Source organism: Streptomyces sp. NPDC017246 (assembly GCF_044331325.1).
Taxonomy (GTDB): Bacteria; Actinomycetota; Actinomycetes; order Streptomycetales; family Streptomycetaceae; genus Streptomyces.
Genome location: NZ_JBIRMW010000026.1, coordinates 12459 through 24649 on the forward strand (window position 1 = coordinate 12459; position 12191 = coordinate 24649).

Here is a 12191-nt window from a genome sequence, read left to right on the forward strand (position 1 = left end):
CTAGTCCTGACGCCCGGAGGGCGCGCAGGCGGCGCGCACCGCGTCGGCGGTCTCGGCCGGCCGGGTGCTGATGAAGTAGTGGCCGCCCTGGGTGAGTTCGCGCAGGGTGATCCGGTCGGAGATCGTCTTCCAGTCGCCGTGGGTGGCTGCGTACCCGTCGGTGGTGGGGTCGTCGAGGGCGACGACGACGTCCACCGGTGCGTCGATCCGGTACCGCTCGCCGTCCTCGCGGATCCGGGCGAGATGGCGGTCGGAGGTGACGACGTCGTGCCGGTAGGCGCGGCCGACGACCTCGGCGCGCTCCGGCTTGAGGGCGTCGAGCTCCACGTAGGCGTTGCCCGCGCGCAGCCGGGCGAGCAGCGTGGCGGTGTCGGCCGCCGAGGTCTCGGCGATCTCGGCGCGCAGTTCCTCGGCCTCGGGGAGCAGCAGGGCCCCGAGGAAGACCCGCTCGACGGTGCGGCCGGCCTCCTCCAGGAGGCGGGCGGTCTCCAGGGCGGCGGCGGCGCCCGCGCAGTGGCCCCAGATCAGGACGGGAGTGGTCACGCGTTCGATGATCTCGTCCGTGATCCGCCGGGCGAGCTCGGGGATGTCCGGCATCTCCTCTCCGGCGCCGCTGAAGTCGTGGCCGGGGAGTTCGACGGCCTCGACGGCGAAGCCGTCCCGTTCCAGTTCGGCGGCGAGGGAGCGGTAGTTGACCGCGTTGCCACCGGCGTAGGGGAAGCAGACGAGGGTGTGGTGGGGGGCGCGGGCGGCGGACAGCGTCTGGAGGAGGCCGGTGGCCGCGGGGGCGGCGGCGCCGCGTCCGCGCTCGTCGAGGGCCTCGGCCAGGTCGGCGAGGGAGGGCCTGGCGATCAGGTCCTTGAGGGAGAGGGCCCGGTCGAGGCGGACGAGGAGCCGTACGGCGGCCAGGGAGGTGCCGCCGAGGTCGAAGAAGTTGTCGGAGCGTCCGATGCGTTCGAGGGGGACGCCGAGGACCTCGGCCCAGAGCATGGCGAGGCGTTGCTCGGCGGGGGTGACGGGGGCCGTGTAGGGGGCGCCGCCGTGGCCGAGGGTTCCGGCGAGCCGGACGAGGGACTTCTTGTCGATCTTGCCGTTCTCGGTGAGCGGCAGCCGCTCCATCTGGTGGAAGTAGGTGGGCACCATGTAGTCGGGGAGCAGGGTGGCGAGGAAGTCGCGGACGCGTCCGGCCGGCAGGTCCTCCTGGCCCGCGAAGAAGGCGACGAGGTTGCGCAGGTCGCCCGCGCCGCCGTCGATGACGACGGCGGCCTCGTGGACACCGGGCATGCCGAGGAGCTTGTTCTCGATCTCCCCGATCTCGATGCGGAAGCCGCGGATCTTGACCTGCTCGTCCCGGCGGCCGAGGTACTCGATGCGGCCCTCGGGCAGCCAGCGTCCGAAGTCGCCGGTGCGGTACATGCGGGTGTTGGGCCGGAAGGGGTCGGCGACGAAGGCCTGCCGGGTGCGCTCCTCGTCGTTGATGTAGCCGCGTCCGACGCAGACGCCGGAGAAGGCGATCTCGCCGGGTGAGCCGAGCGGCACGAGCGCCAGGTTCTCGTCGAGGACGTAGGTGTTGACGTTGCGCAGGGAGCGGCCGACGGTCACGAAGTCCCGCTCGGGCAGCCCGTCGAGGACCTCGTGCATGGTGTCGTCGGAGACCTCGGTGGCCCCGTAGGCGTTGACGAGCTTGATGCCCGGGTGGGCGGCGAACCAGCGCTGGACCAGTTCGTACTTGAGCGCCTCGCCGGTGACGGAGACGGTGCGCAGGGCGCCGAGCGGGCGCGGGTGGTGCTCCAGGTGGGTCAGGAGCACCTCCAGGTAGGAGGGGACGATCTGGACGGCGGCGACGGCGCCGTCGGTGATCTCGTCGAGGAAGGCGTCGACGTCGAGCTGGGTGTCGGTGTCGACGATCCGTACCGCGCCGCCGACGAGCAGGGGGGCGGCGAACTGCCACAGGGAGATGTCGAAGCACTGGGAGGCGGTCTGGGTGACGACCTCCCCGGCGGCGAGCTCCATGTCCTCGATCTTCATGTACAGGTGGTTGAGCATGCCGGCGTGCTCGCACAGGGCGCCCTTGGGGGCGCCGGTGGAGCCGGAGGTGAAGTAGATGTACGCGGCCTGCCCGGGGTGCACGGTGACGGCGACCGGGCCGGTGGGCGCCCCCGGGCGGTTCAGGATCTCCGGTACGGACAGGGCGAGGGGCGCGTCCGTGACGGCGTCGGAGGCTTCGCGTACGAGGGTCTCGCCGCCGGGCGCGAGGAGCGCGAAACGGCAGGCGCTGCGCTCGAACTGGGTCGCGACCCGCTCGGCCGGGAAGTCCGGGCGGACCGGCAGGTAGACGGCGCCGGCCTTGAACACGCCGAGCGCGGCGGCGATCCAGTCGAGCGTGCGGTCCATGACGACGGCGACGACGTCCTCGGCGGCGGCGCCCGCCTCGACGAGGGCGTGCGCCACCCGGTCGGCGCGCTCGTCGAGCTCGCGGTACGTCCAGCGCACCCCGCCGTGTTCGGCGGCGAGCGCGTCGGGGGTGGCCCGGACCCGGTCCTCGAAGAGGTCGGTGAAGGTACGGTCGGGCAGCTCGGCGCGCGGCCCGGCGAGGCCGTACAGCTGCTTCTCGGTCTCGCGCTCCGAGAGCAGGCTCTGCCGGTCGTGCCGGTCGGCGGGGTCGGCGGCCAGGTGCCGGAGCGCCGCGAGGTGGTATCCGGCGAGGCGATGGGCGTGGTACTCGTCGAGGGCGGCCCGGTCGTGGAGGATCCGCAGGGCGAGTCCGTACTCGTCCCGGCTCCAGACGACGCGCAGGACGGTGCCTTCGCCGAGCAGCGGGGCGGCGCCGAGGCCGTCGGTCGCTCCGGTGATGCCGGCGCCGTCCGTGCTCTGCGTGCGGTGGGTGCTGTCCGTGTCCTCCGCGGTGTCCGTGAGCCCGGACAGGTCGAGGACGACCTCGGGGCGCGCGTCGGCGGGCGGGGCGGGCCGCGCCTCCGGGCCGGCCGGGTTCCGGGTGGCCTCGGGCGCGGCGGCGGCGTGGGCCACCAGCTCCGCCCAGGTGGAGTTCGCCACGTGCAGCCGGAGCGGCAGGATCTCGCCGGAGCCGTCCCGCGGGACGTGTCCGACGAGCAGGTCCCGCTCGGCGGTCACCGTGGCGAGGACCCGGGCGTGGGCGGCGGTCAGCAGGGCCGTCAGGTCCGTGCCGAGGGCGGCGGCCCGCCGGGTGAGGGCCCGGGTGAGGTCCTCGGCGAGCCGCGTGCCGTGGACGTCGGTGCCCTTCTCCCGGGCGGACGGCGCCGTCCACCGGGGAATCCTGGTGTACGCCTGGTGGTTGTTCGCGTGCTCGGTCATCGGCCCCCGACTCCTTCTTCCGGCGCTGCCGGCTCCTCCAGCTCGATCCTGATGAGGCGTGCGGCCGCTGCCGCGCGCTGTGCGGCCTGCGCCGCGTCCGCTCCGGTGGCGACCACGCAGGCCAGCCGGTCCTGGAACGAGTGCGTGATGCCGACGGTCCGCCCGGGGGCGGTGGCGACGGTGGCCGCGGCCACCCCGGGTGCCGTCAGTGCGTCGGCGAGCCCGTCGACGGCGGTGACCCGTCCTTCCCGCGCGGCGGGAAGGAACCGGATGGCGGCGTGTCCGCCGCGGTCCGTCCGCCCGTCCTCCGTCGAGGCGCGCGGCGGCAGGCCGGCCGCGCGCGCGACGACCGCGTCGACGAGGTCGGTGCCGAGGGCGGCCCGGACGGCGACCGGAATCATGCCGCCGGCCAGTCGCGGGTTGACCTCGATGATCACCGGTCCGGTGTCGGTGAGGCGCAGTTCGGTGTGGGCCGCGCCCCAGCCGAGGCCGAGGGCGGACAGCGCCCGCAGCGCGACCGCGCCCAGTGCCTCCGTGTCGGCGGCGGGGACCGGCGCCGGTATGTCGTGGCCGGTCTCGACGAAGTACGGCTCGGGTCCGGTGTGTTTGGCGACGACGGTCACCACGGTGTCGTCGAAGGTCTCCACGGAGAACTCGGGTCCCCGGACGGCCGCTTCGACGAGGAGCCGGGCGGTGACGGGGTTGCCGCGCTCGTCGGTGCCCCGGTCGAGCAGCCGCTCGGCCCAGGCCCGGGTCTCGGCGGCGTCCCGGCAGAGCCGTACCCCGATCGACCCGGAGCCGCTGACGGGCTTGAGGACGACGGGGTGGCCGATCGCCTCGGCCACCCGTACGGCTTCGTCCGGCGCGGTGGCGGAGGCGAAGGCGGGCACGGGCACACCGCCGGCGGCGAGGAGCTCGCGCTGCCGCTGCTTGTCGCGGCAGCGGGCGACGGCGTCGCCGTCGGCGGCGGGCAGTCCGAGCTTGGCGGCGACGCGGGCGGCGGCGGCCACGAAGTACTCGGAGCTGGACGCGACACCCGCGAGTCCGGCCGCGCTGTCGGCGAGTCCGGCGCAGCGGTCGAGGACGGCGACCGGGTCGGCGCTGTCGAGGACCTGGGTGTCGATGCCGTCCTCGGCCACGTAGGGGTAGCGGTCGGGGTCGCGGGTCAGCAGGACGGGGCGGAGTCCGCGGGCGCGGGCCGCGGCGCAGAACTCCCTGCCGGTGCCGGTGGTGTTGCTCTCCAGGAAGGCGAACCAGGGCCCGTAAGCGGGCTGTTCGTGGTGTCCGTCCGGGGGTTCGGGTCTGCGGGTCGCGCTCACGGCGCACTCTCCGTTCTCTCGGATACGGCACGCACGCCGGCGGCGGTGACGGCATGCGTGTCGGCGGCGGTGAAGGCACCCGCGGTGGCGCCGGTGACGGCGTCCGCGGTGACGGCGTCCGCGGTGACGGCGTCCGCGACGAGGGCGTCCGCGGCTCCGCCCGTGGCGACCAGGGCGGAGACGGCCTCGGCGAGGAGCCGGTCCGCCCGGGCCGCCCGGTCGCGGTGGGCGGCGAGCCGCCGCCCGTGCGCGGTCAGCCGGTCGGTGAGGACATGGACGGTCCGGTCGCACTCGCCGGGGCCGCCGCCCCGGTCGTGGGAGTCGACGACCTCGCGCAGGGTGGGGAGTTCGGTGGCCGACGGTCCCGCCCCGGTGACCTCGTCGAGGTCCGGCGCGGTGATCGTGGTGAGTTCGGTGGCCCCGGACTCGACCGCCACCCGGACGGCCTCGCCGACGACATGGTGGGCGGTGCGGAACGGCACCCCCTGGGCCACCAGCCGGTTGGCGATGACGGTGGCGGTGACGAAGCCCTCCCGGGCCCGCTGTTCCATGCGCGCCGGGACCGGCCGGGCCCCGCCGACGAGGGGCTGGGTGAGCAGGACGGAGTCCCGTACGGCGGCGAGGGCGGGCCAGCCGGCGCCGACGGCCTCGGTGCCGACCTCGATGGAGTTGGTGAACGGCGTCGACTTCATGGCGGCCGCCGAGGCCGTCCAGGCGCCGACCGCGAGCGCGGCCTTCGCCTTGACGTGCTCCAGGAGGAAGGCGTTGCGCTTCTGCGGCATGGCGGAGCTGCCGCCGACGAGCCGCTCGGGGAACTCCACGAACGCGAACTCCTGGGTGCTCCAGAGCTGGAGGTCGGTCGCGAGCCTGCTGAGGGTGAGCGCCACCGACGCGGCCGCCGCCACGGCCCGCAGCATGGTGTCGCGGGCGGCGACGGCGTCGGTGGCGTGCAGCGGGCCGTGCGGGAAGCCGAGGAGCGCGGCGGTGCGGGCCGGGTCGATGGGCAGGTCGGTGCCGGCCACCGCTCCGGCGCCGAGGGGGCACCGGTCGAGGTGGTCGAGGACGTGTCCGAGGGCGTCGATGTCCCGGTCGAGCGCGGTGGCGATGCCGGCCAGGTAGTAGCCGTAGCTGACGGGCATCGCGGGCTGGAAGTGGGTGTAGACGGGCATGACGACGGAGCGGTGGGCGCGGGCCCGGGAGAGCAGCACGGCCTGCAGCCGCAGCACCTCGCCGAGGAGCTCGGTGAGTTCGGCGCGGAGCCGGAGCGCGGTGATGGTGGCCTTGATGTCGTTGCGGGAGCGGCCGGTGTGGAGTTTCCCGCCGACCTCGGCGCCGAGTTCGGCGACCAGGTGGCCCTCGTACATGAGGTAGAGGCCGCGCGGGGCGGGCAGGTCGTAGAGCGCTGCGAAGCCCTCGGCCCGCAGCTCGGTGATGCGGCGCAGCAGGGCGACGGCGGCCTCGCGGGGCAGCAGTCCGCGTTCGGTGAGCATCACGACATGGGCCAGGTCGACGGTGGTGGTGGCGCCGAGCTCCTGGCGGATGTCCTCGGGTCCGGACTCGCCGTAGACGACCCGCCGGGTGCGGGGACCGAGGGTGCCGGTCAGGCGTCCGGTGCCGCTCACGAGAGGGCCCGCTCGGGGAGCGCCCTGTCGGTGCGCGGGACGGCGCCGGACACCTCGTCGTAGGCGCGGCGGTCCCAGGCGAAGCGCGCCCAGCGCTCTCCCGCGTCGGCGGGGGAGGTTACGGTGGCGGGCGCGGTGGGCGGGCCGTCGAGACGCAGCCCGTTGTCGGTGAGCCAGGCGTCGTCGTAGACGGTGGCCTGGTAGCGGTAGCCCTCGTCCGGCAGCATCACGACGCACAGCTCGTCGGGGTGCTGCTCGGCCCACCACTGGGCGACGAGGTGGGCGGCGCCGCTGGTCGGGCCCTGGAAGAGGGCGTGGCGGGCGTGGAGCGAGCGGGTCTGGGCGTACGCCTCGGCGGCCGAGCACCAGTGGATCTCGTCGAAGACCCCGTGGTCGAGGTTGGCGGGCCAGAGGCTGTTGCCGAGGCCGCGCAGGCCGCGGGGCCCGTCGGGCTGGCCGAAGAGGACGCTGCGGTGGCTGTCGACGCCGATGGCGCGGGTGCCGGGGGGGTGTTCGCGCAGCCCGCGGACGGTGCCGCACATGGAGCCGCCGGAGCCGACGGGTCCGACGAGGCAGTCGACGTCTCCGAGGGTGCGGTGGAGCATCTCGGCGACGACGCCGTAGGAGCGCGGGTTGTCGGGGTTGCTGTACTGCTCCGGGCAGAAGGTGTCGGGGAGTTCGGCGCGGATCTCGGCGAGGCGGCGCAGCCGCGCCTCCTGGAAGCCGCCGACGGCCGCGGGCTCGTGGCAGATCTCGACGCGGGCGCCCAGGTCGGTCAGCCGGCGGTACAGGTTGGGGTCGATCGCCGGGTCGCTGACCAGGATCAGCTCCCGCTCCATGAGGGCGCACTGCATCGCGAGGGCGAGGCCGAAGGTGCCCGATGTGGTCTCGACGACGACGGTGTCGTCGCCGAGTTCACCGCGCCGGTCGGCGCTCTGGAGGATGTAGTGGGCCGGGAGCAGCTTCATCAGGGTGAAGACGGCCCCGTAGAGGTTGGGGCCGAGGCGGACGAGGCGCGGGATCATCTGCGCCTCGGTGATCGAGGGGTACGTCGCGGTGGTCACCGTCGTCATGGGAGCTCCCAGGGGATGCGGCGCGGGCCGGCGTGCCAGGTCCCGAATCCGGGGGCGGGCCGACGTGGCCGGGGGGTCGGGTCGAGATCTGGTAGAGGATCCAGAGGTTCATGGGGCGACGGCCTCCCGGCCGTGGCGGCGTCAGGAGAGGACGGGGACGCCGGGCAGGGGGGCCGTGGTGTGTTCGGCCAGGGCGAGGTACACGTCGTCGAGGGTCGGCTCGCTGAGGGAGATCTCCGTGATGCCGACGCCCGCCTCGTCGAGGGCTCGGACGACCTCGGCGAGGGCGGCGGAGGCCCGTACGGGTACGAGGACCGTGCCGTCGGGTTCTCCCGTACGGGAGTCGAGACCGGCCCGGCGCAGTGCCTCGGTGGCGGCGGCCAGGTGTCCGGGGTCGGCGAGCTGGGCGCGGACGCTGCTGCCGCCGAGCCGTGCCTTGAGTTCGGTCACGGTCCCGTCGGCGATGGTCCGGCCCTGCCCGAGCACGATGACCCGGTCGGCGAGCTGTTCGGCCTCCTCCAGGTACTGCGTGGTGAGCAGGACCGTGGTGCCCTCGGCGACCCGGGCGCGGACGAGGTCCCAGAGGGCGCCGCGGCTCACCGGGTCGAGTCCGGTGGTGGGTTCGTCGAGGAAGAGCACCTGGGGGTCGCCGACGAAGCTGCTGGCGAGGTCGAGACGGCGGCGCATGCCGCCGGAGTACGTGCCGGCGGGGCGGCCGGCGGCGGCGGTGAGGCTGAACGCGTCGAGGAGTTCGTCGGCGCGGCGGCGGGCCTCGGCGCGGTTGGCGCCCAGGAGCCGGGCGACGAGGATCAGGTTGTCCCGGCCGTTGAGGCTCTCGTCGACGGCGGCGAACTGGCCGGTGAGGCCGATGCGCCGGCGCACCTCGCGGGCCTCGCGCACCACGTCGTGCCCGGCGACGCGGGCGGTGCCCGAGGTGGGGGGCAGGGCGGTCGCGAGAATGCTCACCAGGGTGCTCTTTCCCGCGCCGTTGTGCCCGAGGAGACAGAGCACCTCCCCTTTTCCTATGCGGAAGCTGACTCCGCCGAGCGCCTGCGTGCTGCCAAAGGACCGGCTGATTTCCATCGCTTCGATCATCACGCTGTTCACCGGATGTCATTCCTCGCAGAGAGCGGTTGGATACGGAATGGAGATGCCTCCGAATTCCTACATTCCCCGGCCTCTGCGCGGCAAGGAGGGTTACAGCAAGCTGCCATGGGGCCGCGGATTCAGCCCGCGGCGCGGGCCGGGCGTTCCGCCGTCACGGGCGGCAGCAGTCCGAGTTCGACGGCGCGGGCGCCCGCCTGGAAGCGTGAGTTCGCGCCGAGCTCGCGGGTGATCTCGGCGACGTTCCTGCGGTAGGTGCGCACGGACATGCCGAGCTCCCGGGCGGCGACCTCGTCGGTCCGTCCGGAGCTGAGGGCGAGCAGGATGCGGCGGGCGACGTCGCTGCGGGTGCGGTCGCTCAGCCGGCGGTGGTCGGCGAGCGGCGCGCTGCCGTTCCAGGAGGCCGTGAAGAGGGTGCGCAGATTGCGCAGGACGGCCGGGGAGCGCATCAGGACGGCCTCGCGGACCGGCCCGTTGGTGCGCGACCACACGACGCTGACCAGGCCGTCCGAGAGGACGGTGTCCTGGAGGGGTGCGCCGACGAGCCGGACGTCGACCCCGGGCGCGTACTTGTCGAGACGCTCCAGGAGGAGGCGGTTCTCGAGGATGCTGATCCGGGCGAGCAGCCTGACGTCGACGCCGCGGGCGGCGGCCCGGCCGAGGGCGGCGACGAGCCGTGCGGTCTCCTCGTCGTGGTGGCCGGAGAGCGCGACGGCGAGGGAGCGGGCGGCGGAGCCGACCACGCGCTCGGCGGTCTCGGTGCCCTCGTCGGGTTCGAGGGCGGTCAGCAGCCGGCCTTCGGTGCGGTGCCGGTCGACGGCGGTCTCGACGAGGCGGCGGGCCTCGAGGAGCATGCGTTCTATCTCGCCGTCGGACATTCCGCGGCCGGTGACGTCACCGCCGGGTATCGGGTTTCCGCCGATTCCCCTGGGTGCGGGAATGACAGCCTTCGGATCATTGACAGAAATACTCGGCACAACTCCCCCTGATGTTTGAGTTCATCCGCAACGACGACCACGGTAGGAGTGGCTTTCCGGGCGGGTCAAACAGTTGCAGGACGGAGCAAACGACTGGCGCGGCGGGGAGTGGAGGCCGTGTCCCCACGGAGCGGGTCTCCCGACGGAGCGGGGGTGCCGACGGAGCGGGGGTGCCGACGGAGCGGAAGGGTGGCGAGGAGGGGCCGGCGCGGGGCGCGGGGGGACGACGCCCGCGCCGGCACCGGTCTCAGGAGAGCTGGCCGTCGTAGTTCGGCAGCTTGACGTCGCGCTCGGAGTGGCCGCCCTCGAAGTCCGTGGCGTTGTTCCCGATGTTCGCGATGATCGCGTAGCCCTGGGCCTCGATGTCGGCCCGCTTCGCCGCCTTGTACTCGCCGGTGCCGCCGAACAGGTCGGAGAGAGACCGCTGGTAGAGGCCGGTCACCGGGTAGCCGGCGTGGGTGAGGTTCGACTTGGTGACGAGCTCGATGATCCCGGGCCGGGCGGTGACGAAGAAGACGGCGACACCGCGGTCGTGGGCGTAGCGCGCGAGGTCCAGGACGGGCGCGACGGCCGGGGTCGGCGGGAACGGGTGGAAGTGCGTCTCCAGGGACGTGTTGTCGATGTCCAGGACGATCGCCTGCTTCTGACCGCCCTGGGCTATGCGGCTCTCGATGTGGGGGCGGGCCTCGCCGACGACGGCGCGGACGTCGGCGTCCCAGGTGGCGTAGTCGACGCCGGCGGCCGCGGTCGCGCCCACCGTGTGCTGCTCGGTGCCCGCCGGGACCTGGGCGACCGCCGTACCGGTCGCACCGAGCACCGTCAGCGCGGCCGCCGCCAGAACGGTGCCCAGGCGCGTCTTCCGTGTTGCCGCAGTCATGCTTCCTCCGTGTCTCGGGCCACGGCCGGGCGGCCGTGGTCACGGCAGGACGCTAGGACGGGAGCGGAGGGCGGGGCGACGCCCGTGACCACAAGCGGTGACGGTGCGTCGTCCCAAAGGCCGAGATGGCGCGGGTGCGTGTCCGGTTACGCTCCGGATTCGCGTCCGCTGACAGCTAGTTGCCAGCGGACGGGGCCGCCGTCACCGCCACTCGGCGAGGACCTCCTCGGTGTGCTCGCCGGGGAGCGGTGCGCGGCCGGGGGCGTCGGCGGGGGTGCGGTCGAAGCGGGAGGGCGGGGCGGGCTGGCGGGTGTCACCGACCGTCACAAAAGCTTCACGGGCGACGAGTTGGTGGTGTTCGTCGGCCTCGGCGGCGGTGAGGACCGGGGCCACCCCGGCGTCCACACCGTCGAAGAGCTTCACCCAGTGGTCGCGGTCCCGGCTCGCGAACCGGCCGGCGATCAGCTCGCGCAGCGCGGGCCAGGCGGCCGGGTCGGCGCGGTCGGGCAGGGCGCCGTCGCCGGCGAGGCCGAGCTGCTCCAGGAGGTTCTGGTAGAGCCGGGCCTCGATGGCGGCGACCGCGAGGTGGCGGCCGTCGGCGGTCCGGTAGAGCGCGTAGTGCGGGGCGTCGGTGACGGTGTGGTTGCCGGGGACCTCGCGCCACTGGTGGATCAGGGTGGAGATCAGGGCGGCGCCGTCGGTGAGGGCGGTGTCGACGACCTGGCCCCGGCCCGAGCGCTCCCGCTCGTGGAGCGCGGCGAGCAGCCCGTGGACATGGGTGTGGGCACCGCCGGCGAAGCTGGAGAGGTACGCGGTCGGCGGCGGCACCGGGTCGCCGGTGGCCGGGTCGGTGTCGAGGGCGCCGGTGAGGGCGAGGACCGCCAGGTCGTGGGCGGCGCGGCCGGCCCATTCGCCCTGCTGGCCCCAGCCGCTGACCCGTCCGTACACCAGGCGCGGGTTGCGGGCGAGGGCGGTCTCGGGGCCGAAGCCGAGGCGGTCGGCGACGCCGGGGCGGAAGCCCTCGACCAGGATGTCGGCCTGCTCGGCGAGCGTGAGGGCCTGCTCGACGCCGTCGGGGCTCTTGAGGTCCAGGGCGACCGAACGGCGGCCCCGGGAGAGGGGGTTCTCCGCCGGGCGCGGGTCGTCGGGGCCGGGGGCCCTGCCGGGCGTCCGGTCGATCCGTACGACATCGGCGCCGAGACCGGACAGGACGGTGCCAACGAAGGCGGTGGGCGCCGAGCCCGCGAATTCCAGTACACGCACTCCGGTCAGCGGTCCGGCCATGGCCAACTCCTTTGATTCCGAGGGTCTGTGACGCGTTCCACGCTATTGCGCACGTCGGCGGAAGGGACTGCGGAGATCCGTAGCGCCCGGAATGGGGCGGCGGCCGAGACTGGGGGAATTCCCCTTTCCCTATTCCGAAAGGCATGACGAATGGCCGTCGTCTACACCGCCGAGGTCACCTCCACCGGAGACGGGCGCAACGGCGCCGTGCGTTCCTCCGACGGGCTGCTCGACCTTCCGCTGTCGAGCCCCAAGGCCGTGGGAGGGTCCGGCACCGCCACCAACCCCGAGCAGCTCTTCGCCGCCGGCTACGCCGCCTGCTTCCACAGCGCGCTCCGGCTCTCCGCCCGTGAGTCCGGGACCGCGCTCGCGGACGACACGGTCGTCGCCGAGGTGGCCCTGCACAAGGAGGACAGCGGATTCCGTCTGTCGGTCGTCCTCACCGTCGGACTTCCCGGACTCGACGACGCGGAGGCGCAACGGCTCGCCGACGCGGCGCACGGGCGCTGCCCGTACTCGAAGGCGATCCGCGGGAATGTGGAGGTGCGGGTGAATCTCGCCGCCTAGTGCTTGCGGAAATCGACAGCGGAAAGCCCCCGTGG

Annotated in this window: 9 protein-coding genes; 1 reads left to right on the forward strand and 8 read right to left on the reverse strand. The window is 73.9% G+C overall.

Annotated features, from left to right (window positions below; translation table 11 throughout):
• The 8 genes from ACH4MY_RS36710 to ACH4MY_RS36745 all read right to left on the reverse strand — a co-directional run bounded on the left by ACH4MY_RS36710 (position 1) and on the right by ACH4MY_RS36745 (position 11589).
• The gene (locus ACH4MY_RS36710) at positions 1-3333 is read right to left on the reverse strand and encodes an amino acid adenylation domain-containing protein (RefSeq protein WP_398008979.1); all 3333 of its coding nucleotides are present in this window, start codon (positions 3331-3333) and stop codon (positions 1-3) included.
• The gene (locus ACH4MY_RS36715) at positions 3330-4652 is read right to left on the reverse strand and encodes an ATP-grasp domain-containing protein (protein WP_398008981.1); all 1323 of its coding nucleotides are present in this window, start codon (positions 4650-4652) and stop codon (positions 3330-3332) included. Before ACH4MY_RS36715 ends, ACH4MY_RS36710 begins: the two co-directional genes overlap by 4 nt.
• Complete coding sequence (argH, locus tag ACH4MY_RS36720; RefSeq protein WP_398008983.1) at positions 4649-6274, reverse strand: argininosuccinate lyase; 1626 nt, start codon at positions 6272-6274, stop codon at positions 4649-4651. Before argH ends, ACH4MY_RS36715 begins: the two co-directional genes overlap by 4 nt.
• On the reverse strand, positions 6271-7347 hold the full coding sequence (locus tag ACH4MY_RS36725) for a cysteine synthase family protein (protein ID WP_398008984.1): 1077 nt from the start codon (positions 7345-7347) through the stop codon (positions 6271-6273). The genes argH and ACH4MY_RS36725 overlap by 4 nt, the downstream gene beginning before the upstream one ends.
• A gap of 141 nt (positions 7348-7488) precedes the next feature.
• The gene (locus ACH4MY_RS36730) at positions 7489-8454 is read right to left on the reverse strand and encodes an ATP-binding cassette domain-containing protein (RefSeq protein WP_398008986.1); all 966 of its coding nucleotides are present in this window, start codon (positions 8452-8454) and stop codon (positions 7489-7491) included.
• Positions 8455-8573: 119 nt separating this feature from the next.
• Positions 8574-9305, reverse strand: a complete 732-nt coding sequence (locus ACH4MY_RS36735) for a LuxR family transcriptional regulator (protein WP_398008988.1) — start codon at positions 9303-9305, stop codon at positions 8574-8576.
• Between the two features lie 370 nt (positions 9306-9675).
• Complete coding sequence (locus ACH4MY_RS36740) at positions 9676-10305, reverse strand: HAD family acid phosphatase (RefSeq protein ID WP_398008990.1); 630 nt, start codon at positions 10303-10305, stop codon at positions 9676-9678.
• A 201-nt stretch (positions 10306-10506) separates the two neighbouring features.
• On the reverse strand, positions 10507-11589 hold the full coding sequence (locus tag ACH4MY_RS36745; protein WP_398008991.1) for a CaiB/BaiF CoA transferase family protein: 1083 nt from the start codon (positions 11587-11589) through the stop codon (positions 10507-10509).
• Between the two features lie 150 nt (positions 11590-11739).
• On the opposite strand from ACH4MY_RS36745, the gene ACH4MY_RS36750 reads away from it, so the two are divergent.
• Positions 11740-12156 carry an organic hydroperoxide resistance protein gene (locus ACH4MY_RS36750; RefSeq protein ID WP_398008993.1) on the forward strand — a complete coding sequence of 139 codons (417 nt, stop codon included), beginning with the start codon at positions 11740-11742 and terminating at the stop codon, positions 12154-12156.
• Positions 12157-12191: the final 35 nt, after the last annotated feature.

Excerpts from the sequence above, each read along its gene's own strand:
- ACH4MY_RS36745 (WP_398008991.1), bottom strand. The coding sequence starts at position 11,589 with ATGGCCGGACCGCTGACCGGAGTGCGTGTACTGGAATTCGCGGGCTCG.
- ACH4MY_RS36740 (WP_398008990.1), bottom strand. The coding sequence starts at position 10,305 with ATGACTGCGGCAACACGGAAGACGCGCCTGGGCACCGTTCTGGCGGCG.
- ACH4MY_RS36735 (WP_398008988.1), bottom strand. The coding sequence starts at position 9,305 with ATGCTCCTCGAGGCCCGCCGCCTCGTCGAGACCGCCGTCGACCGGCAC.
- ACH4MY_RS36750 (WP_398008993.1), top strand. The coding sequence starts at position 11,740 with ATGGCCGTCGTCTACACCGCCGAGGTCACCTCCACCGGAGACGGGCGC.
- ACH4MY_RS36725 (WP_398008984.1), bottom strand. The coding sequence starts at position 7,347 with ATGACGACGGTGACCACCGCGACGTACCCCTCGATCACCGAGGCGCAG.
- ACH4MY_RS36710 (WP_398008979.1), bottom strand. The coding sequence starts at position 3,333 with ATGACCGAGCACGCGAACAACCACCAGGCGTACACCAGGATTCCCCGG.